This window comes from Vibrio lentus (assembly GCF_030409755.1).
GTDB classification, from domain to species: Bacteria; Pseudomonadota; Gammaproteobacteria; order Enterobacterales; family Vibrionaceae; genus Vibrio; species Vibrio lentus.
Map to the genome: position 1 here is coordinate 950,926 of NZ_JAUFQE010000001.1, position 23,281 is coordinate 974,206.

Annotated in this window: 18 protein-coding genes; 11 read left to right on the forward strand and 7 right to left on the reverse strand. The window is 44.3% G+C overall.

Annotated elements, in window-relative coordinates; genetic code table 11:
- The first annotated feature begins 18 nt into the window (after nt 1–18).
- The 6 genes from QWZ07_RS03940 to cyaB all read left to right on the forward strand — a co-directional run bounded on the left by QWZ07_RS03940 (nt 19) and on the right by cyaB (nt 8,094).
- The gene (locus QWZ07_RS03940) at nt 19–831 is read left to right on the forward strand and encodes a hypothetical protein (protein ID WP_102280492.1); all 813 of its coding nucleotides are present in this window, start codon (nt 19–21) and stop codon (nt 829–831) included.
- 131 nt (nt 832–962) lie between these two features.
- Complete coding sequence (locus tag QWZ07_RS03945; protein ID WP_192853494.1) at nt 963–2,582, forward strand: MFS transporter; 1,620 nt, start codon at nt 963–965, stop codon at nt 2,580–2,582.
- 461 nt (nt 2,583–3,043) lie between these two features.
- Complete coding sequence (locus QWZ07_RS03950; protein ID WP_192853493.1) at nt 3,044–3,781, forward strand: ABC transporter ATP-binding protein; 738 nt, start codon at nt 3,044–3,046, stop codon at nt 3,779–3,781.
- Nucleotides 3,768–6,308 carry an ABC transporter permease gene (locus tag QWZ07_RS03955; protein WP_192853492.1) on the forward strand — a complete coding sequence of 847 codons (2,541 nt, stop codon included), beginning with the start codon at nt 3,768–3,770 and terminating at the stop codon, nt 6,306–6,308. The genes QWZ07_RS03950 and QWZ07_RS03955 overlap by 14 nt, the downstream gene beginning before the upstream one ends.
- Complete coding sequence (locus QWZ07_RS03960) at nt 6,308–7,441, forward strand: lipocalin-like domain-containing protein (RefSeq protein WP_192853491.1); 1,134 nt, start codon at nt 6,308–6,310, stop codon at nt 7,439–7,441. Before QWZ07_RS03955 ends, QWZ07_RS03960 begins: the two co-directional genes overlap by 1 nt.
- A 101-nt stretch (nt 7,442–7,542) precedes the next feature.
- Complete coding sequence (gene cyaB, locus QWZ07_RS03965) at nt 7,543–8,094, forward strand: class IV adenylate cyclase (protein ID WP_102280486.1); 552 nt, start codon at nt 7,543–7,545, stop codon at nt 8,092–8,094.
- Between the two features lie 178 nt (nt 8,095–8,272).
- Here cyaB and QWZ07_RS03970 read toward each other — a convergent pair whose 3' ends face one another.
- Nucleotides 8,273–9,067, reverse strand: coding sequence for an endonuclease I family protein (locus QWZ07_RS03970; protein WP_102280484.1), 795 nt, complete (start codon nt 9,065–9,067; stop codon nt 8,273–8,275).
- Nucleotides 9,068–9,319: 252 nt separating this feature from the next.
- Complete coding sequence (locus QWZ07_RS03975; protein ID WP_017104902.1) at nt 9,320–10,108, reverse strand: AraC family transcriptional regulator; 789 nt, start codon at nt 10,106–10,108, stop codon at nt 9,320–9,322.
- 98 nt (nt 10,109–10,206) lie between these two features.
- Here QWZ07_RS03975 and QWZ07_RS03980 point away from each other — a divergent pair, with 98 nt between their 5' ends.
- From QWZ07_RS03980 to QWZ07_RS03995, 4 genes are all read left to right on the forward strand, one after another.
- Nucleotides 10,207–11,100, forward strand: coding sequence for a DMT family transporter (locus tag QWZ07_RS03980; RefSeq protein WP_192853490.1), 894 nt, complete (start codon nt 10,207–10,209; stop codon nt 11,098–11,100).
- Between the two features lie 211 nt (nt 11,101–11,311).
- Nucleotides 11,312–12,934: a peptide ABC transporter substrate-binding protein gene (locus QWZ07_RS03985; protein ID WP_192853489.1), complete on the forward strand. Its 1,623-nt coding sequence runs from the start codon at nt 11,312–11,314 to the stop codon at nt 12,932–12,934.
- Between the two features lie 426 nt (nt 12,935–13,360).
- On the forward strand, nt 13,361–13,864 hold the full coding sequence (locus QWZ07_RS03990) for an acyl-CoA thioesterase (RefSeq protein ID WP_017104899.1): 504 nt from the start codon (nt 13,361–13,363) through the stop codon (nt 13,862–13,864).
- Nucleotides 13,865–14,164: 300 nt separating this feature from the next.
- A complete protein-coding gene (locus QWZ07_RS03995) occupies nt 14,165–14,410 on the forward strand; it encodes a hypothetical protein (RefSeq protein ID WP_029223283.1) in 246 nt (81 codons plus the stop codon).
- Nucleotides 14,411–15,098: 688 nt separating this feature from the next.
- Here the strand turns inward: QWZ07_RS03995 and malG are convergent.
- From malG to malE, 3 genes are all read right to left on the reverse strand, one after another.
- Nucleotides 15,099–15,989, reverse strand: coding sequence for a maltose ABC transporter permease MalG (gene malG, locus QWZ07_RS04000; protein ID WP_010431447.1), 891 nt, complete (start codon nt 15,987–15,989; stop codon nt 15,099–15,101).
- 11 nt (nt 15,990–16,000) lie between these two features.
- Nucleotides 16,001–17,572, reverse strand: coding sequence for a maltose ABC transporter permease MalF (gene malF / locus QWZ07_RS04005; protein ID WP_017108968.1), 1,572 nt, complete (start codon nt 17,570–17,572; stop codon nt 16,001–16,003).
- An 81-nt stretch (nt 17,573–17,653) separates the two neighbouring features.
- On the reverse strand, nt 17,654–18,838 hold the full coding sequence (gene malE, locus QWZ07_RS04010; RefSeq protein ID WP_017104896.1) for a maltose/maltodextrin ABC transporter substrate-binding protein MalE: 1,185 nt from the start codon (nt 18,836–18,838) through the stop codon (nt 17,654–17,656).
- Nucleotides 18,839–19,502: 664 nt separating this feature from the next.
- On the opposite strand from malE, the gene malK reads away from it, so the two are divergent.
- A complete protein-coding gene (gene malK / locus QWZ07_RS04015; RefSeq protein ID WP_017104895.1) occupies nt 19,503–20,615 on the forward strand; it encodes a maltose/maltodextrin ABC transporter ATP-binding protein MalK in 1,113 nt (370 codons plus the stop codon).
- Nucleotides 20,616–20,844: 229 nt separating this feature from the next.
- Here malK and QWZ07_RS04020 read toward each other — a convergent pair whose 3' ends face one another.
- Both QWZ07_RS04020 and QWZ07_RS04025 read right to left on the reverse strand, forming a co-directional pair.
- Nucleotides 20,845–21,045: a restriction endonuclease subunit S domain-containing protein gene (locus QWZ07_RS04020; protein ID WP_017091765.1), complete on the reverse strand. Its 201-nt coding sequence runs from the start codon at nt 21,043–21,045 to the stop codon at nt 20,845–20,847.
- A 224-nt stretch (nt 21,046–21,269) separates the two neighbouring features.
- Complete coding sequence (locus QWZ07_RS04025) at nt 21,270–23,186, reverse strand: methyl-accepting chemotaxis protein (protein ID WP_102313786.1); 1,917 nt, start codon at nt 23,184–23,186, stop codon at nt 21,270–21,272.
- Nucleotides 23,187–23,281: the final 95 nt, after the last annotated feature.

A 23,281-nucleotide genomic window follows, 5' to 3' on the forward strand; every position in this document is an offset into this window, starting at 1 on the left:
AATATACAAGGTTTAATGATGAAAAAAACAATCATTTCTTTAGGATCCTTATTAATTTCTTTCTCTGCTTACAGTGACGAGAGCTTAAGCCCAGAATCACCAGACCCGGGTGACCACTCTAAAGTTTCAAATATGTTCGAGGCCACATACGGGGTGAAAGGTGTTAATCATGAGAACTTAAACCACGTTCAAGTCGCGATACAACAATCAGGTCAATACAACAATGGGCACTACTTCCTTGGTAAAGCTGAGCTAAAAGCTGACGAAGTAATTTCTAACGGCCATGGTGACACAGATTTTGAAATCACTGAATTTAGAACGAGGTACTTTCAACTTGCTCACATTGATTCAGATAGATTCCCTGTTGCGGGCGTCAGTTTCGATTACATTGAACGCGGTATGCAAGATGACCTTACCGAACGTATGTTTGCACTTGGCGCAGTAACAAGAGCAGTGACACCACTTAATAACTGGTTAGTCTTCCCATACGTTATGGCCGTTTACGCCCAAAATGATGATAGTTATGCTTATCCAGGTTTTGCAGATAAGAACGGTTGGGGTGTCCAAGCCAATGTTTTGAATACTTTCTATTTAAACGAGAACGGTGCGAACTTTCAATTCAATCCTTACTTTACGAGCCTAGATTTCGGTGGAGACTTGGGCACAGTAAATAGCTTAATGATTGAGTATTCACTTCAGTCTCCTATTACACAAAACAGAAAGCACTGGCTTCAAATAACGTATAACCAGTACTTTGACGACGCAACGGAATCATTTGAGCATCAAAGCGACCAAGCGGAACTACTACTTACGTACAATTACTTCTTTTGATCGCTAATGCATGTAATTAGGTAGCTATCGCAATAGCTCTACATACACGTAAGGAACAGACCGTGTAGGTGTACCGTTAGAAATACTGAAACAAGTTGGATGTTAAGTGTTTCTATTTGAGATTGTATTCTATGAACGCAGACATCGTGAGACCATCATTAACTGAATCCCGTAAGAATTGGTTCGGGCTCATTACTCTTATTCTTGCTCAAACCATCATTGTTTTAGACAATGTTACCTTAATGCTGTCCGCAGATTCCCTCGTCACCGAACTCTCTTTCACCCTTTCTCAACTGCAAGTTACCAATACTATTTATCCCATGATTGGCGCAACATTTATGATTGCTGGTGGAATGCTTGGCTTGATTATAGGCTGGCGGCGTCAAATTCAGATTGGTATGTCCATCCTTGTGTTAAGTTCACTATGGGCTACGTTTGCTACCACTACGTATGAGTTTACTTATGGTGCTCGTATACTGGCAGGTATTGGGGGAAGTTTATTGATACCTGCGGTTTTTGGCTACTGCACGGCTTTTTACAAAGGAAAACAGCAGGCGATTGCTTTTGGCGTGATTTCTGGAAGTATTGGCTTGACGGGGATGCTATCTCCGATAATTTTAGGAGGGGTCTTAGATACTTACAGCTTTAGAGCGGTTTACGCATTGATCGCTTTGTTCTCACTAATTGCTATTGGTTCTTCATTTATATTAAAGAAAGGGACAAGAGACAGAAACCTCAAATTTGATGCAAAAGGAATGGTCATCGCCTCGCTTGCTCTGCTTTCTACCATCATTGCATTGCTGAATATTGAAAGGTTTGGGTTTATTGAAGCAAAAGGAGATATAAATATCTTCGGCTATTCCCCAGTTCCATTTCTTTTCCTGTTAGGGCTCATAGCCTTTAAGTGGTTTTTCCATTGGGAATCTACACTAGATATGCGAGGTGAACGGACGCTTTTTCCTGCCAGCTTACGTAGCAATAAAAGAGTCTGGTTTGGGATGTTCTTCTGTGCAATGACCTATGCTTTGTATCCAACAATGGCTTTTATAACTGTCACTTACCTGCAATTCAGTAACGAGTTTTCAGCCCTTCAATCTGGAACTATTGTCGGACTTAATGCGTTTGGCATGGTCACAGGGTCAATCCTTACTCCAATTCTGTTATACGGACGATCAACGAAACTTATTATGACGTGTGCCAATATGTTATGCATCATTGGAGTTGTGATGATGCTAATGGCATACCAAGTTGGAGGCGTCAGCTACTTTATCTACTATGCTAACGTCATCTTTGGCTTAGGGTGCGGCATATTTGCAGCTCATAGCCCATTAATTATCACCACATCGGTGGCTCAATCTGATGCAGAGCAATCAAGTGGTATTCAAGCTACATCACGTAACTTTGGCAAAGCAATGGGCCTCGCTGTTATGGGTACGATTCTAACGTTTGCTCATTCTTCTTCATTTAAAATGAATACCCTTGAAGATGCTTCACTGTCTGTAGTAACACAACAAATGATTGTTGAAGAGCAAAGCATTCCATTCACCCATCAACAAACGGTACTCAATGTCTTGGAAGAGCGTCAAATCGATGAAGATGAACAGAAAATCATTGCATCCATCGCTATATTTGGTCGCTTAGATGCGATGCGTTCAACTTTAGGTGCATTTGTCTTTTTGATTTTGCTTAGTCAAGGAATGGCTTTGATGGTTCCGGGAAAGAGCCCAGAAACCGTTGAACCCTCCGAATAAATAACAGTTGTTCCAGTCATAGGTTGAAACTCATAACGTCAAGCGCCTGATATACTCCATCAGGCGCTTTTTATTTCAAGATCACTGATGATCTCTTTAGATTAACCATAGCCAAACTACTTCTTAAGATTCCGAGAAGCCGACGATGAAAAGTTCAACGCTACAAATTACCACATGACAATAGGATTAATCAGAACAAAAGAATCACCTTCCTAGCTGTGGAAAAGTAGAATATCGGGAGCCCAAAGGCCTCTGTATAGATTCAAATCTCTAATTAATACCTGACTTATTCCTCACACTGATCTATTTCCCTCTTTTCGAAGTACAAGTTATTAATAATTCGATATAAATCGCTCTAATGTTTTAAATTATTGTCTACAGTTTCATAGAACTTATCGCTTCGGTAATTGCCACAAGTAACGACACCTTTTGATGGTTAGTTTTGGTTGTAAGGAAAGGAAATGGAAAACCCTATTGTCACACTCACACATGCCAGCAAAAGCTTTGTTGATGGCAAAGATACCCATCACGTGCTGGAAAATGTCGACTTCGCTTTGGCTACAGGGGCAAGCGTGGCTTTGACAGGGGCGAGTGGCAGTGGAAAGAGTACTCTGCTGAATATCATTGCGGGGTTTGAACCTCTATCCGGTGGCGAACTATCTGGTGGAGAGTTGTGGCTCGATGGCGAGAACACATCAAATTGGAAAGATCCACAATGGAGCCGATTCCGCCATCAAAAATTAGGCGTTATCTTTCAACAGTTCAACTTGCTAACGCCACTCAACGTAAAACAGAACATCGCCTTCCCTCTCCATTTAAATCAACAAAAATGGGACGAGTGGTGTGATTACTTAGTGGAAGCGTTAGGCATCAGTGAATTGCTCGATAGGCATGTATCAGCGCTCTCTGGCGGGCAACAACAACGAGTGGCAATCGCACGTGCGCTAGCCCATAAACCTAAGCTACTGCTTGCCGATGAACCCACAGGCAACCTCGACCACAAAGCAGGTATAGAGGTTATGAAGCTGCTGAGTGAAATCACTACACAAGGTAACACTGCCGTGCTGTTGGTTACGCACAGCCCAGAATGCGCCAGCTTTATGCAGACAAAATTGGTGTTAGATGATGGTTGTTTAAAGAACGTAGATCTAAAACTGAATCAACACCAATCTTGTGAGCAATCCAATGAAGCAAGTTAAGTTCGCTCAAACTTGGCTTCCACACACCAAGCTCACCCTGAACCTATTCACGGCGCACTATCGCCAATCGCCCTTGCAAGCCGCAGCGATTCTGATCGGCATTGTGCTAGCGGTCACCTTGTTTGTCGCAGTGCAAGCCATCAACCTCAATGCCAAGCGCAGTTATGCAGAATCGACCGAGCAACTTAGCGCTCAAGCGCAGAACCTTATCATTCCACCAGCAGGGCAAAACTATTTGCCGGAATCGCTCTATTTTAAGCTAAGAAAAAATGGATTAAGCGCAGCGCTGCCCGTGATTGAAGGGCGAGTGAGAGACGAACAAGGTCGTCGTTGGTCGGTACAAGGCAGTGAGTTGATCGCAGCTCTCACCTCAAGATCTCGCTATTCTAGCGACAAGCTAGCCGAAAACGATAGAACGCCAGAAGACAGTCAAAACATATCCCTGTTCGACAATGCCTTACCTTTGCCGCAACTCTTGGCGGGTGAACCCATAGTGATGATGAGCGAATCGCAACATCAAAGTTTAGGCGAAGTAGATACACTTACTCTCGATGAAATAGTCACCCAAGTTGTGGTACTGCCTGATGAATGGCAACTGGGTAGCCGAATGTTGATGGACATTGGATTCGCTCAGCAGCTGCTTAACAAGCAAGGACAACTGAGCTATATCGCTATTTTTGACACTAAGAGCGACACTAACAGCAATACTCAGGATAAGTGGCAAAACCTTATCGGCAAACAGGGGCAATGGATTTCCAACAACCAAAGTACGGATCTCGGTGCAATTACCGATAGCTTTCACCTCAATCTCACCGCCATGAGTTTGTTGGCGTTTTTGGTTGGCCTGTTCATCGCTTACAACGGTGTGAAGTACAGTTTGCTCAAGCGAAATCGGCTGTTAGTACAAATTCAGCAAGCTGGGGTTGCGCCGATCATCGTGTTTTCAGCTCTGCTAATAGAGCTCACGGTTTTAGTCACACTAGGCGCATCACTTGGTTTCATTCTCGGCATTCAACTCAGCCACTGGCTACATCCAACCGTCGCGATAACGCTTGAGCAACTTTATGGTACAACACTGCTTCCCGGCACATGGCAGTGGCAATGGCTAGTGCAGGCTTTATTACTCACGCTAGCGGCTACGTTAGTCGCATGTTGGCAACACTTTAAGCAGCGTATTCGACAACCGCTCTCTTCTCATGGTGGTTTTTACCAAGCGCCAGAGGCTTCAAACGAAAACCAGTTGTTTACTATCGGGTTAGTTCTGACGGTTATCGCGTTAGCAGGGTTATGGCTCAGCGAACATCATCGCTTCACTATGGCTTGGCTTGGAGTGTTAGTGGTGTCGATTCCTTTATATCTACCCAAAACGCTCAGCGTGTTAGCAAGTTGGAGCGAACAGCGCACCAAGTCAGGGTTAATACAATATCTTTTTGCAGAACTGAGAGAGCTAATATCTCCCCTATCCCTTGCCATGATGGCGCTGCTTCTAGCGGTTACCGCTAACATGGGAATGAATACCTTAGTCGGCAGCTTTGAATCCACCTTGAAACAATGGCTTGAACAACGCTTACATGCCGATATTTACGTTAGCCCTGCCCAAGGTGAAATCGCCAATGTAGAGCGCGCGTTAGAACAGTTTGATAATGTTGAAACCGTCTACAAGCAATACTACGTCGATGATAACTTGCAGGGTTTACCGACTTTGCTCGGCACCAAAGACAAAGACACACTTGAGCAAACCATGGTGTTCCAATCTCACGTTGATGACTTCTGGTCACGCTTTTACCAAGGTGAATTGGTGGCGATCAGCGAACCCACTGCGGTGAAGCTCGGCTTGTCCCTTGGAAGCCAACTCAAGCTCGACGCGATCCAAGACAAAACACTCATCGTCGGGGCTATTTTCCACGATTACGGCTCACCGAATGGTGAAGTGTTACTTGCGCCTAGTCTATGGCTCGAAAGCGGATTTACTGACTTACCCTCCAGCTTGGGAATCAAAGTATCTGGCGACCCACAAGTGGTGTACGAACAACTGCGCCAGCAACTGAACCTGCACCCAAGTCAGCTTTACGATCAAGCGCAGATCAAATCGATCGCTTTAGATATCTTCTCACAAACTTTTGCCATCACTCGAGCGCTTAATGGCGTTACTTTAATGGTCGCGGTAATAGGGTTGTTCTGCGCCTGTTTCATGTTGCTCGATGCACGTAAAGCCGCTATTGCAAGGTTGTATGCGCTCGGTGTTAGTCAGCGAAAATTGATGGCGATGGTGGTCGGGCAAATCGTTGTTCTGGTCGCCTTCACTCTGGTTATCGCCTTACCGCTCGGCGCTATGGTCGGTTATGTGTTGACGGATATCGTCACCCTACGCGCCTTTGGTTGGAGTTTAAATTATGTATGGAATTGGAGTGATGCACTCAGCATCGCAGCCATCACCATTCTAGTGGCGGTGATTGCGACCTTAATTCCACTGTGGCGTTTGGTCAGTAAACCCGTGGTATCCAGTTTACAGAGTGAGGTGTTGTGATGACTCAACCAACAAGAGCTTTCGTTCTCACACTTGGCATCTTGCTCCTTTTAGGGTGCGATGAATCCACACAACAAACCGCTCAAAATATGGGTTCGATACTCGGTACTGAAACACAAACCGAGAATGAAACGGTAGTCGATCAAACGCAATTTTCTCCGGTAGTAAAAGGTATCGACATCACTTTCCCTGCCGACCATCAAGCACACCCTGATTTTCGTCATGAGTGGTGGTATTTAACCGCAAACTTAATTGATGAAGACGGCAATGCGTTAGGCGTGCAGTGGACACAATTCCGCTTCGCGGCTGCACCACAGGACAGTGGCAATGGTACTAAGAAAACCACGTGGCAAAGCCAGCAGATTTACATGGCGCACAGTGCTGTCACCACTAAAGACAAACACTACGCTGATGAGAAGTGGTCACGCGACCAAGCAGAACTGGCAGGTGTAAGCGCTTCCCCATTTCGTGTCTATCTTGATGACTGGCAATGGAACTCTTCAAGCGATGATCTATTCCCCGCAACCTTGAACGCTAATTCCGATCAGTTTGGCTACTCGCTTAAGTTAACCAGCAACGCGCCTTATCAAAAGCAAGGCGAGCTAGGCTACAGCACCAAAAGTGGCGATGGCAAAGTGGCTTCCTATTACTACAGCCAACCATTCATCGATGTATCAGGCGAAGTAACTATTGATGGCATCACACATCAGGTGTCTGGTAAAGGTTGGATAGACAGAGAATGGAGCTCGCAGTTTTTACTCGACTCGCAACAAGGCTGGGATTGGTTTGCGCTAAGGCTGAGTGATGAAACCAGTTTGGTGGTATTTCAGCTTCGCAACTCAACATCAGGCAAAGCCAGTTATGCTCACGCAAGGTTAATGAAGCAGGATGGCTCTGGCGTTGCGATTTCACAGCAAGACATCAGCTTAACTGCTATTAGGCAAACTGAAATCGATGGACGTGACTATCCAACAGAGTGGCAAGTTTCGATTCCAACTCAAAAAATAGAACTGACTGTCTCAGCACTCAATCCAAATGCTAAAATGCCGCTGTCGGTACCCTATTGGGAGGGGCCAGTCGTTATTGAAGGAACACACTTTGGTACGGGCTATATGGAGTTAACGGGATATTAAGCATACCGGCACGAACACCTTCTTAATACGGCACTATGCGCCTATTCAAGTTTTACCATTTACTCCTATGTTAGAATTCCATTTTTACGTTGAAGTAGCTTATGGACCACAATCACTTCCAAGGTAAATACGAAGTTGAGCTAAAGTATCGGATTGACTCGAGATCGGACTTCCTCGAAGTCTTACGGTTAATTCCTCACGAAGTTATGCTCGAAGATAATGTTGAATGTGACTGGTATTTTGATTTATCAGATAAAGCCTTGCATGCCGAGAACAAAAGCGTGTGTATTCGAACGATGGAACCTTCAGGTATCAAGCTGTGGATAGTCAAAGGACCCGAATCAGACCGATGTGAAGCGACAAATATTACTGACGCCTCGAAAGCTCGGAGCATGTTGGAAACTATGGGATTTGAAGTGGTACTAAAAGCGGAGAAAACGCGGAGTATCTACTTTGTTGGAGATTTTCATATTACCGTTGATTCCTTGCCGGGTATCGGTGATTTTGCCGAATTCGCAATAATGACTGATGATGAATCTACGTTATCAGCCTACAAAGTTGAGTTGGAAGTTTTGGCTAATAAATTTGGCTTAACATCCACAGCCTTGCAAACGAAATCGTACAAGCAAATGTTCGTCGAAAAAGGTGCATAACAAGAAGCTATAGCATCGATAGCTAATTTTTCAGCTTCATACCGCAGACAATGTACATAAATAGCCTTAAAAACCAAGACCGATTCACATCAAAAAAGCCATCACGAAGATGGCTTTTTAATACGAATTACAGAGGCATACCTACTGCTTAGCGTTGTTCAGACGACAAAGCGACCAATCAACCGTTACATCGGCTGCCATAAATATCATTTACCCAGCTTGGGTTATCAACGAATGGGTTACGGTTACCTTGCCACTGCACGGCTTTTTCATGGCGGTTACGCTCCCAATTGTCTACTGGATCGGCGTTATGCCATTGAAGTAATGTGCATAGCTTTCCAACCTTAGGCTTGCCTGACGTACTCGAAACATCATCAACCAGATACAAATCAGGCATGTTTGCGTTGTTACCTTCATAACGTACGGCCATGTAGAAAATCGAACGAGCAGTATCACCCTTTACAGCATCTCTAGGTTCAAAGCTGTCATAATCGGTTTTGTTCAACGGCGACTTTCTCAATGGCGAACCACCAAAGTCAAAGTCTTTGTTTGAGCGGATAGAGTTAATCTCTGCGTCGGTGGGTTGCAGGTGATGAATGTCTGTATAGCCCCACTGATCTTTACGCTTAAAACCAAAAGATTTAGGCCAAAGGTGCTCACGGTTCCATGCATTTTTGTCGTTATTTCCCGACGACGTAAAATCTTTAGATTGTGAACGGCCGCTGTAATACAGAATCACGTTATTCGAGTTATTCGGGTCTTCGTTGGTATCTTTTAATGCCGACCATACCTGGGTATACGATAATTGCTTTTGCCCACGAGCAGCAATGACACCGAGCATGTCTTTTAACGCATTTCCGTTGAGTCCTTCAGCTTCAAGGTAGTAGCCGTCAGGGTATGTAATATCTGCAAGCGCAACTGGACTAAGAGCGGTAGAAATTAGGAAAAGGCTTAGATTTAAACGCATTTTCATTGTTTTAGTATCCTTATTATTGTTTTAATCACTCATCATTGATGAGTGTCCTAAGGCTCTACAAAACACAATTTATATGCAATCGTTTTATTTATAAAAAGGGAGGTCTAACGCCTTATTCTTGAAGGGATCAATATCCAGCTCTTAATAGGTAATAACTCGCAATGGATTCTAGGTACTTTAGTTTGGCAAGACTTAACGTTTTGCCGTGACAGACACCCGTTTCTAATCCGATGCCTCTCCATATACTAATTACAACAAACGATTCTTATATTGCTCTGGCGTTTGGCCTGAATATTTCTTGAACATACTAATGAAGGGGCTGGCTTGGTTGTAACCTAATGTGAGTGCCACTTCTTTCACCGACTGCCCATTTCTTAATAGGTCCATTGAGTACAAGTAGCGAACTCGTAGTCGCCATTCCGTGAAGCTCATACCTAACTCACTTTGGCAATGACGCGACAAAGTACGCTCGGTTGCGTGCACTTTCTCTGCCCAATCCTTTAGCGAGATATCGTCGGTTGGGTTCTCTTCTATCGCCGCAAGAATTGGGGCAAGATACTTGTTATCAGTTGAAGGTAAGAAGTGATGCTCGACTTGACGCTCTGCAAGTTGATCGAGTAACACCCGAACAAGCCTTTGATCTTGTTCGCTTTGTGCAACGTTAATATCGCGTTGGCGAAAGTCATCAATAATCGAAGACACGATTGGGGTGATCTTAATGAGGCTGGTTTTTTCAGGCAGATGCTGAGTTAACTCATGAGCAATGTTCAGTGAGCAATAATCCAATGGCTTACGGTTGTAGCTGCAGTGCATGACCCCAGCTGGCACCCAAATAGCGAGATGTGGCGGCGCGAGAAAGCGTATACCTTCTGCTTCCATTTCAAGAATCCCACCGCTGATCAACTGAACCTGCCCCCAAGGGTGGCTGTGTATACGAGTTTCGGTGTTCGATAAGAAAGCTTCGAAATTCATAAATACGTTGGATGGTGCCTTATCAATTGATAAGGACGGGTGAAGGTTTCTTGAGTGTTTTTTCAAACTTGTCTTCCTATCGCGTCTGATGTCTTTTTAAAGATATCTGTAAGTATAACGACCTGTCAAACTAGCCGCATCAAGTCATTTGCGACGGAATTCACATGTATTATCTATTACCATTTTTCACAGTCTGTATCTGGGGTGCAAATGCGATCGTCAACAAGCTAGCAGCGAGCACGATAGAACCAAGTGCGATGAGTTTTTACCGTTGGTTTATTGCGATGTTAATTTTGACGCCTTTCTGCATTCGGTCTGTGATTAAACAGTGGCCAATCATTAAGCCGAACTTGTCCAAATTAGCTTTCCTTGGTTTTTTGGGCATGGTGCTAAACCAATCATTGGGTTACTACGCAGGTTTAACCACCTCCGCTTCTAACATGGCATTGATTACTTCTTTGGTTCCACTCATCAGTGTGTTCCTCAGTGTGCCTTTGTTAAACAAGTCTATTTCTAGCCTGAGTATTGTGGGCGGTGTATTGTCTCTGGCTGGGTTGGCGTTAATGCTCGGTAAAGGCGACCCTCTGTTCTTCATCCATCAAAACCTCACCCAAGGCGATGGTTATATGTTAATCGCGGCCTGTGTTTACGCTTCTTACTGCGTGTTACTCAAACGCTGGAAAATGCCAATTAGTAGTTGGGTCGTGATTTATATTCAAGGGTTATTTGCTGTCGCGATGTTGACTCCTCTTTGGTTAACTAGCGAGCAACTACTGCCATCACAGCAAGCTCTTCCTTTGATCGCTTATGCCGCGGTTGCTGCTTCTATTTTGGCGCCTTGGATGTGGGTGAAAGCGATTGACACCATTGGTGCAGATTCAAGTGCGATGTTTATGAACTTGATGCCCGTTATCGCGATTGTATTAGCCTCCACTTGGCTAGGCGAAGAGATTAATCAGTTCCATATCATTGGTGGTGTGATGGTTATTTCGGGTGTCATTCTTGCTCAAATCAAAAGAAAACCAAGGCTTGAGGCTGCTCTACCTCAGCAAAGCTAGCTTTTCTTAGATTAGACGAACGAAAATTCGCGAATCACCCTCTCCTTACAATGCCTGCTCCCTCAGCAGGCATTGTTGTTTTCCTGTTTTGTTCAATTGTTCTGTTCACACCGTTTTCAAATTCCTTTAATGCGCACTTACTGTTGTTGCAACCTTGAGCTGACTCATGTTTAATGCATTGAGTACTGTTTAAGTTGTAAAAGGAATTACAATGACTCAACCAAGGATCCCAGTGATCATATCGTCACTGCTTGCTCTATCCTCAGCCTCAAGCTTTGCTGCCACAGTTCCTACTGATACACCATTAGCTAAAGAACAACATTTTGTACGTGGCAATGGTGCAGAGCCCAATACTCTCGATCCAAACTTTGTTAATTCTGGTATGCCCGGTGACATTATCGTCAATGATATGTTTGAAGGCTTTGTGATCGAGAACAGCGATGGGCAGATCATCCCAGGACAAGCTAAAGAATGGTCGTTCAGCAAAGACGGCAAAACCGTCACGTTTATGTTGAAAGAAGGTCTTCAATGGTCAAACGGCGAGCCAGTGACAGCATCAGACTTTGTCTTTGGCTGGCAACGTGCCGTGTCACCTAAAACGGGTAACAATACAGGGTTTGTTTTCTCGACGGCGAATATCGTTAACGCCAGTGAGATTCTTGGAGGAGATAAAGACCCGTCGGAACTGGGCATTAAAGCATTGGATGAACACACGGTTGAAATTGCGCTTTCAAAGCCTACGCCCTACTTCATGAGTTTAATGAGTATTAAAACCTTCTTCCCTCTACCCGCTAAGTTGGTTGAAGAGAAAGGCGACCAGTGGACTCGCGCAGAGAACATTGCAACCAACGGCGCTTATACTCTGAGTAAATGGGTACCTAACGAATACGTAGAAGTGACCAGAAACCCAAATTACTGGGATAACCCTTCAACCGTCATCAATAAGGTCACTTACCTTGGTTTATCATCTCAAAATGCTGAACTGATTCGTTATCAATCCGGTGAGATTGACATGACGAATCGCGTTCAACTTGAGTATTACCAAAAGCTTGTCAAAGAAAGCCCTGAACAGATTAAGGCACAGGCTTTGTTAGGGTCATATGTTTATTCGTTCAATACGCGTCAAGCTCCGTTTGATGATGTCAGAGTTCGACAAGCATTAAGCATGACAGTAAACCGAGAGATTTTAGTCGATAAAGTGACAGGACAAGGAGAGCCTGAAGCCTACAGCGTGACGCCTAATAACATCCCGAACTACACGGCTCCTAAGTCTTTATTCGAAGCGCTAGATAGCTCAAAACGTCAAGCCAAGGCCAAGCAGCTATTAGAAGAAGCTGGATACAACCAAGAGAATCCTCTTAAATTTACACTCACGTACAACACCAGTGAAAACCACAAAAAGATCGCCATCGCAATTGCATCAATGTGGAAACCACTTGGCGTGAAGGTAGAGCTAGAGAACATGGAGTGGAAAGCGTATGTCGCAGCTAAAGGAGCGGGAGATTATCAGCTTGCTCGTTCTTGGGCCTTTGGGGACTATCCAGAGCCTTCAGCTCTGTTAGAAGCCTTCACTTGTGGGCACACGGCCAATGAGAGTGGTTACTGTAACCCTGATTACGATGAGCTCTTGCAGCAAGCGAGCAAAACGGAAGATCAGTCTAAACGTTTTGCTCTATATCAGCATGCTGAATCGCTTCTTAACGAATCAGCAGCAGTTATGCCTTTATACCACTACAATCACACTCGATTAGTGCGAAATACACTTAAAGGCTTCCCGAACAATAATCCGAAAGGAAATATCTACGCAAAGGATCTATACTTTGTTCAAGAGTAAAAATGAGCTAAATAACAAAAGATTTTACTACCACTTTAGTGGTAAAAACACTAGAATCATTTTAACTAAACCAGATTAACAGCGGTTAGTTGGCAAACATAAAAAGGTACCGATATGAGTACCTAACGGCTTGAAAACACCTAGCACTGCGCTAGGTGTTTTTTTTGCTATCAACCTTTCTAGCTCGCTGATCAATATTTCTAATTGCTTGATCAATAATTTCTAACCACGTGTACAAGATTGCTTCATCCGTGTTTGCCACTTGCCTCAACCGCCTTTAAACATCAATATTCACCCGTTTGTCACTCGTTTGAAAAAATAGTCTCGATCGTGAGATTATCCACTTTAATTTATGTCATCTTAAGTATATTGTTATTAGCAAGTAACAAGCATGTTATGCAGCACAATAATAATGAAGGAAGATAGATGAGCAGTAACAATAGCCGACAAGATGGTAAACGAGACGTTACTCTGCGTTTTTTAGCTGAACCCGGGGATGTGAACTTTGGTGGTAAAGTTCATGGTGGTGCAGTAATGAAATGGGTCGATTTAGCGGCTTATGCTTGTTCTGCTGGATGGAGTGGTAAATATTGTATTACCGCTTACGCAGGTGGTATTCGATTCGTTGCGCCAATCCATGTAGGCAACCTTGTTGAAGTAAGCGCGAAGGTCATCTATACCGGTTCATCTTCCATGCACATCGCTATCGACGTTCAAGCTAGCGACCCTAAAGAACTCAACAACCGCCTAACGACTCACTGTATCGTTATTATGGTCGCTGTTGATGAGAATGGTAACCCGACTAAGGTGCCAGAATGGGTACCAGAAACGCCAGAAGACATTGAATTAAGAGATTCGGCTATTCGCCTGATGAACATGCGAAAGCAGATTGGTGAAGAGATGGAAGCGCACGTGAAGTACCTTAAATAAGGTCAATCGCTAGCCCTAACCTACAAAACCTAATTACGATGCCAAGCACATGCTTGGCATTTGTTTATCTAACTCAGATCCCCTATACAAACTCTCACAGACAAACCCGCGTCTTAACCAATACTGCTTATCTCAATACTACTTATGTCAACAAGGCTTATATAGCGTGATACTCAGCCAAGGGTTGAAATGAACCTGCTGTTGTTGAGCGATTTGCTCGAACTGTAATAAAGTCGTCATTTAGCTCTGATTAAATACCGCCAATCATAATGGATGTATTTGAATTTCCCGGAGCTACTCTTGAGCGTCACACGCACCACACTTAGCGAATCTACACTGAACAACCTCAAGGCAGTTGAGTACCAATGGGTCAGAACATTGTACGTAGAAGGTTACGATAGCAATGAAATTAACCACTATATCCAGACTTGTTTTGGCGGGGACAACACGTTTGCGGATCTCTTTCGCCGTGTCGCACTCGATCAAGAAAGCATCTATGTGTTGTTGCAACACTTGGGCTGTGCTCCCTCAAGCAAAGAGTTCTAGCTTTTATAGTTCATCGCTAGTCGTTCATAGGTCCTAACTGATCATAGTTCCTAACTGATCATTAGTCCTAGCGAATCATTTTCCTAACTAATCACAGCTATCTGCATCTAGCTTGAATCAGCGGCCGATATCAACCGTTAGTCATTCAATACTTCTCCACCCCATTCCATAAGTCAGGGATATAGCTCCCTGCAATTCACAGCCACCTACTGCCTCTATATACATTTTCTCTGTAACTTCTGTATTTGTTGCACGCAAATCATTGAAGTATCACGCATTGGATTATTAGCAATATATCAATAGACCAACAGCCCTTTATACTGAGTGTCTGATTTGTGAGACTCGTTCATGTCTTCAAGTAAGAAAAATGAGACAGGTGAGATTCGGGAGAGAAATGATTCGAAGCTTTAATGGCTAAAGCAGCTATAAGCACAAAAATTGACAGATAAAACAAAGACCAAATAGAAAGCAAAAAGTAGCAGGCATAAAAAAACCCAAGTAAATACCTGGGTTAGAGTTACAAAAACCACTAATCATTAATAGCGTAAGGAACCTGATTAATAGCCAGCTATGCGTAACCTGAGGGTTATTTTTATTACTGATCGGCGGCCAAACCAAATGATGTAATAAAAATGCCAATACAGAGCGACCTATAAGGTCGCTCTTTGTCTTTCTTATAGGGTACAGCTTATCCTTTTACACCACCTGCCGTCAAACCGCCAACTAACCAACGTTGAGCAAGTAAGAACACGATAGTAATCGGAAGTGCTGAAAGTACAGCCGCTGCCGCAAAGTCACCCCATAGGTAGTTCTGAGGGTATAGGTATTGCTGCATACCTACCGCTAGCGTGTAAGAGTTCACATCGGTTAGCAGGATAGACGCTACAGGCACTTCACCCACTGTTGCGATGAACGAAAGAATAAACACAACCGCTAGAATTGGCACAGACAATGGCAGTAGAACCAGTCTGAATGCTTGCCAAGGCGTTGCACCATCAAGTGCAGCCGCTTCTTCCAATGAGTTATCAATCGTTTCAAAGTAGCCTTTAATCGTCCATACGTGCAGTGCGATACCGCCCAAGTACGAGAAGATCAGACCGCCATGCGTGTTCAAGCCTAAGAACGGAATGTATTGACCAAGTTTGTCGAACAGCGCGTAGATAGCCACAAGAGCAAGTACCGCTGGGAACATTTGGAAAATCATCATCGCTTTCAGAATAGTTTCTTTACCTTTGAAGCGCATACGAGCAAATGCGTAAGCCGATGTCGTTGACAATGCCACGATTAAAATCGATGTAACACCCGCCACTTTGATCGAGTTCCATAACCAAGTCAGTACTGGAAACGGAGGTGGTGTCACCGAGCCGTCAGCATTCGTTACCGACATACCAAGAGCCAGTTTCCAGTGCTCCAGTGATGGATTATCAGGAATCAAACTACCTGTTGCGAAGTTACCTTCACGGAACGAGATCGCGATGATCATTAGTAGTGGGAAGATAATCATTGCCAAGAAGCACCACAACACTGCATGCGTTGCCCATACTCGGTATTTAAGGCCTTTACCTTGTACCATAGCCATTGTCGTGCTCCTTAATCTTGAGACAGTTTAGTGAAACGAAGGTTTAGTAACGCAAGTCCACCAACCAATAGGAAAATAAGCGTTGCGATTGCACTTGCTAGACCAAAGTCTTGACCGCCGCCGCCTTCGAATGCGATTCGGTAGGTGTAGCTTACAAGCAAATCTGTGTAACCCGCAGGCTCTGAGGTGCCAATCATGTTCGGGCCACCGTTCGTCAATAGTTGAATCATTACAAAGTTATTGAAGTTAAAGGCAAACGCTGCAATCAATAGCGGTGTAAGCGGCTTAATCATCAATGGGAATGTAATACGCTTGAAGTTATCAAGGAAGTTCGCACCATCAATCGCTGACGCTTCGTACAAATCATCAGGAATCGCTTTAAGCAGACCCATACATAGAATCATCATGTAAGGGAAACCTAGCCACGTGTTAACCATCAACACCATGGTTTTCGCAAGAATTGGGTCAGAGAACCAGTTCGGGCTTAAGCCGAAGATATTCTCAAGCACCATGTTGATCTCACCAAAGCTCTGGTTGAATAGACCTTTAAAGATAAGAATCGAGATGAACGCGGGTACTGCGTAAGGCAGAATCAGTAGTACACGGTAGATTGAACGACCTTTTAGCTCTTCCCATTGCACGATATTTGCCAGTACAAGCCCGATAACAAGTGTGAACGCTACGGTACATACCGAGAAGATCACCGTCCAAATAAAGATGCTGATGAATGGTTCTTTAATACCATCATCTTTCCAAACACGTTCAAAGTTATGTGTGCCAATGTTAACCACAAAGCCCGGAGAGATGGTGTTACCAGTAAACTCACCATTGGCATCGACAGGTTGATAGAAACCCTCTTCCATGTTTGGCTTGAGAACTTCACCCGTTTCATTGTTGATTAACGTTTCGTCATCATCTTGAAGCGTGTAAAGCGGAGCAACAGAAGCAAACTTACGTAAGCCACTCATGCGGATGTCGTCACCGTTAGGCAGATGGAAATCAACCGCATTGATCGCTGCACGGTTTTGGATGATCGCTTTGATCTTCTCTTTCTCACCTTGTGCAGACTCAATTGCAGATAGGTCCATCTCTGTTGCACTCATATCTTCAAAAGAAAATACGTCTGTTGCTAAAAGCTGGTCGCCATCTTTAACAACGATCTGGTGACCGTCATCAGTCTTGTACAAAGTAAATGGGTAGCTCTCACCGCTTTGAAAAGAACGGTCTAAAAGAACCGTTTGAGTACGCTCAAGAGACAGTTGGTTTTTTGCGCTGTAGTTAGTGAACGCAAGCCCTACGGTATAAGCCAATGGGAAAAGAATGAACAAGATCATTCCGGCAATACCAGGGTAAATATAACGGTGGGCGTAAGTTTTCTTACTACCAAAAATGTAAAGTGCCAAAGCCGTTAAAATCACAGTAAGCAGCGCAAAAGCGAGCTCACCGCGTGAATACATTAGAATTGTAGCGTAGCCGTTAATTAAGCCAACGCTACCAAGCAACCCCCATTTGATGAAGACGCTTTTACTGCCTGGAAGGCTTGATGGTGCTGGGATAGCATCTGTACCTTGAACTGACTGCATAGAGGAACCTGCTAGCGATATAGATAAAAAATAGAAAAGTAAGGAGAGGTTACCCTCTCCTTAAAAGGTAGTGCTTGGTTGTTACTTAGTCATGCGACCTTCAGCAGCTTTTAGTGCTTGGTCTACTGTTTGACGGCCGTCAACTACGTTGCCGATCGCTTCTTCCATGCTGTACCAGAACGTTGTGAACTGAGGGATGTTAGGCATGATTTCGCCGTTCATCGCGTTGTCCATTGTTGCTGCAATACGAGTGTCGCTGTCTAGTTGACGTTGGAAAGAGTTAAGAGCAACAGCGCCTAGTGGCTTGTCGTCATTCAGGCTCTTCATGCCTTCGTCTGTTAGTAGGTAGTTTTCCATGAACTCAACAGCTAGGTCGCGGTTTGGAGAAGCAGTGCTGATACCACCAGCCCATACACCAACGAAAGGCTTAGACGCTTTACCGTTGAACTTAGGTAGCGTTGTTACGCCGTAGTCAACGCCCGCTTTCTCGATGTTTGCCCAGCCCCAAGGACCGTTGATTGTCATTGCAACGTTACCCGCAACGAATTCAGACTCAGCAACTGAGTAATCCATGTCTGCAGAGATAACTTTGTCTTGTACCATTTTCTCGATGAAACCTAGAGACTTCTGAACACCTTCAGACGCTACGCCCGCATCTTTAATGTCGTAACCTTCAGCAGTTTGTTTGAATGCGTAACCGCCGTCAGCTGCAAGTAGAGGCCATGTGAAGTAAGCGCCGCCACGTAGAGGCCACATGATCGCTTTCTTGCCGTCTTTTTGAAGCTCAGCGTTAAGTGCTGGGATTTCTTCCCAAGACTTAGGTGGGTTAGGAACAAGTGCTTTGTTGTAGATAAGAGAAACTGACTCAACCGCTACTGGGTAAGCGATTGTTTTACCTTCGTAAGAAACAGCGTCCCATGCGAAGTCTACGATACCTTCTTTAGTTTCTTTAGAAGGTTTGATATCAACAAGAAGACCGGCTTCCGCAAAACCACCAAAACGGTCGTGTGCGTAGAAAATCATATCTGGGCCATCGCCAGCTGCTGCAACTTGAGAGAACTTCTCTTCTAGTTTGTCAGGGAAAGCGACTGTTACTTTAACACCAGTGTCTTCTTCGAAGCGTTTACCTACTTCAGCCATGCCTTCATAAGCTTTGTCACCACCAACCCAGATTGTTAGTTGTCCTTCTTCGATAGCAGCATTTGCACCAAAAGAACCCAGAGCAACTAATGTTCCTAGAGCTACAGCGCTTAGAGCGTTTTTCATGTGAATATCCTTTTTATATTTATACGTAGGGCACATCTACCAAGACGAGCCAGTTTTCAGGGCTTATGATCTGAGAAAATAGGCTCTAACTCATCATCCTAGCCACTACGCCCTAGCTATTATGGCTTAATTTCGTGATCGCCATCCGGTCAGATTAGAGACTAAAATCACAAAATGCATACTCATCGTGATCAACATCACCGTTATGGGGTGGATTTATTTGAACTGGATCGCCAATTATTAATAACCCCATTTATCTACTCCTCCCCTACTACTCCCCCTCGTTAAATTTTCATTGGGAGGATGTACCATTGCGCCAATTCACCGAAACTGCATTCATCCAAGAGTGGATAGTAAGAACCCTTTACCAGCGAATGTTATGCGTTGAAGCATTGTTCATTTAGTTGGCTTCACTGCCCGCTGTTGTCTTTATTAAGCATCGAGCTAAATCTGTGATTGAATCACGGGGGAGATTTAGCTGGATGTGGGGGAAATAGGCACCAGTTTGGCTATGACGGGTGGGCTTGGTTAAAGAATCCAAGTCTCACCCACTTTTTTCTTACTCATTCAATACTTACCAATTCCTACAGTTACTGCTGACCCAAAAATTTCTTATAATGATAAGCAGTAAAACTTAAAATTTGATCGATCGAGGACTAGCTAGATGGCGAGTGTCACGTTAAAAAACGTTTATAAATCATATGGTGATGTACAGATTTCTAAGGACGTAACCTTAGACATCAACGAAGGTGAGTTCGTAGTATTCGTTGGACCATCAGGTTGTGGTAAATCGACGCTATTACGCTGTATCGCAGGTCTAGAAGACATTACGTCTGGTGATTTGTACATTGGCGACCAACGCATGAATGACGTTGAGCCTTCAAAGCGTGGCGTAGGTATGGTATTCCAATCTTACGCGCTTTACCCTCACCTTAACCTTTACGACAACATGTCTTTCGGCCTGAAGCTAGCGAACGCTAACAAAGCTGAAATTGATAAGCGTGTTGAACATGCTGCAGAAATCCTTCAGCTTGGTCACCTTCTTGAGCGTCAGCCTAAAGCCCTATCTGGTGGTCAACGTCAACGTGTTGCTATCGGTCGTACTCTGGTTTCTCAACCAAACGTATTCCTACTTGATGAGCCTCTATCTAACCTTGACGCTGCTTTGCGTGTTCAAATGCGTTCGCAAATCACTAAGCTACAGCGTCAACTTGGTTGCACCATGATCTACGTTACCCACGACCAAGTGGAAGCGATGACAATGGCCGATAAAATTGTTGTTCTTGATGGCGGTTACGTATCTCAAGTCGGTAAGCCGCTTGATCTTTACCACTACCCTCAGAACCGTTTCGTTGCTGGCTTTATTGGCTCGCCGAAGATGAACTTTATGTCGGTTCACATCGAGCAAGCTGAAGCAGAGCGCGTATTGGTACAACTTTCAAATGGCATGACTTTCTGGATCCCGGTAGATGGTACCACTGTCAATGCTGGTGACCGTATGTCTCTGGGTGTTCGTCCTGAGCACTTGTTGTCTGCTGACACGGGTGACGCGACGATTGAAGCTGAAGTGATGATGGTCGAGAAACTAGGTAACGAAACACAGGTTTACCTAAACCTCGAAAGTGCTGATGCTGATGTTATCTACCGTCAACCAGACACGTTGACGATTGAGTCTGGTGACAAGCTAGCGATTGGTATTCCTGCGCACCGTTGTCACTTGTTCCATAGCGATGGTCGAGCATGTCGTCGCTTGTACAAAGAGTACGGCACCGACTAATCGGTTCGCCTTTTTAAGATATAACTTGCCCATATCGAATCCCTCTTACCAAGTAAGGGGGATTTTTTTGTTTAAAGGCGCCAACTACTTTCACTTTGATTGTTTAACTTTGCGCACAGCTCAGTTAGCTTTTCGCGCAGCAATAAAAAAGGCCTAGCGGATGCTAGACCTTTATCTGTTTGTACTAAAAGCCACCCTATCTAACGATATAGATTAGCTCTACTGAAACTTAGTGGATTGGCGTATCACTAGTTTTGTTGAACTGACCAAAATGCTTTTCTAACACTTCTGGTGTTAGTTTGCCTTCCGCTTCTAGTCGCTTAAATTCAGCAACGATCGCTTTTTGCTCTTCAATTGATGGCAGTTGTACTTCTGGCTCATCGCCCATCTCTTGAGTCATCTGCTCTAGTTCTTTTTCAAAATCGCTCATGATACTTACCTAAATATTAAACCTAATCAGATTTTACTCATTTACGCTCTGTGATGCTAGAGCGATTAAGTGCAAAGCCCGAAACCAGATCAAGCTAAAGCCAGTTAGAAGAAAACAGGCCCGTAAATAAAAAGAGCTGGATTCACGATTAAATGAATCCAGCTCTTCATCAATGCCCCTTTCTAAGCCATGCTACAGCTTAAAGGATTTAAAGCTTAAAGAGATTACAGCTTAAACGAGCCAACCATCTTATCTAGGCGAGAAGACAGGTCGCGAAGCTCTTGGCTTGCTTCAGCAAGTTGCTCGGCCGTACCTGTCGTCACTTCGTTGATAGCGTTGATCTCTTCAATGTTCTGGTTAATGGTGTGAACTACGGTTGATTGCTCTTCCGTTGCGGTTGCCACTTGTGTGTTACGGTCAGTGATGTCAACGATACGGTCTGAAATACCACCCAGTACGTCTACCGCTTCATCCGATGCTGATACGCCCTCAAGTGTAATCACTTTACCTGCACTCATTGCCGTTACCGCATCTTTCGCATCGCTTTGCAGTTGGTTGATCATCTTCTGAATCTCTTCCGTTGAATCTGCTGTGCGGCTTGCAAGGTTACGAACTTCATCGGCTACCACAGCAAAGCCTCGGCCTTGTTCACCGGCACGTGCTGCTTCAATCGCTGCGTTCAGTGCGAGTAAGTTAGTTTGCTCAGAGATATCACGGATAACACCCAGAATAGAGCCGATGTCTTGCGTTGTTGAAGCAAGCTGCTCCACCACTTGACCCGTGCTTTCAATATCTTGCGCTAAACGGCTGATCGCGTCTTTTGCTTTGTTTACCACAGAACGGCCCACTTCAGTATTGCCCGAAGCTTGAGTGGCTGTTTCTGCTGCTGTTGCCGCGTTTGATGCAATCTCACTGATGGTCATACCCATTTGATTAATCGCAGCCACCACTTGAAGGGTTTGATCTCGTTGCTCTTGGCTATTGTCGTGGGTGATGTGTGCTTTGTTAGAAACACTCTCTGCCGCCACTTGAAGCGCTTGGCTTGTTGAGCATACTTCTTTCATCGACTCGTGAATCTTTTCAATGAATCCGTTAAAGCCCTTTGAAAGCTGTGCGATTTCATCGTTGCCTTTGACTTCAATACGCTGCGCCAGGTCGCCATCGCCTTCGCCAAGGTCACCAAATCGCTTAGCCAGAAGTTTAATCGGTTGAGTGATACTGTTTGCTAGCACTACGCCCATTAAGATAAAGACTAAAGCCACGATAGCCGTCATGATCAGCATCTTTTGTGCCGTCGCATCGAGCTCAGCAAACACTTCATCAGTTGGTACCACACCAATAACGAACCAGTCCATTGACGACACATAAAGACTCGCGACGAATAGCTCTTGTCCTTGGCTTTCGGTGGTAATTAGGTTGAAACCCGACTTGTTCAACAGCTGGCTTGCTTGAGGGCCGTAAAGTTGTTGAAGTGACGAATCACTGCGTGAGCGCTCACGGTGAATTTGTACATCACCTTGGCTATCGGTCAAAAATACAAAGCCTGTATTTTCAATCTTGAAACCGTTCAGCAGGTTAACCATGTCATCCATCGATTTTGATAGACCTGACATCGCCAAACCAGAAGGCTGTTGGTAGTTGGCAAACATCTTCACTTCACCGTTGGCTTCTTGGAACATGCTCACCATAGTTGGCTGGCCTGACTGAGTAAAACCGAAAAACCAACCGTCTTGTTGTTGGTTAAGCTGACGTAAGAAACCATCTTGGTTCCAGTAGTAAGCTGTTTCACGGTTGGCAACCGACGCATCGTTTAACTGGTATTGGTTACGCACGTTATTCAGTTGTTTAACTAGCTTATTCTCAATATCCGCATCACGTTCAGTCGAATCGATAGCGTCAGAAATGAATTCATTCGAAGCAATTTGCTCCGCTGCCAACAACAGCTGAGAGACTTCACGATCAATTTCACCGTTGATTCGCTCAAGCATTCCAGGAAGCTCGATATCAACCAATCGATGGCTCAATACATCTCTTGCTTGTTGTTGCGCCATCGCACCTACGATGACCGTAGAAGCCAGAACCGCAAAAGTAATTCCAAGTACAACCTTTTGCTTAATACTCAGAGAGTTAGTTTTCAACATATTTGGACCTTTAAAAAGAATCGCTCTTTATTTATGTACCCTGAACAGGACTTTTTAGTGCACTCCAATCAGCAATGCACAATCTGAGTTATGTA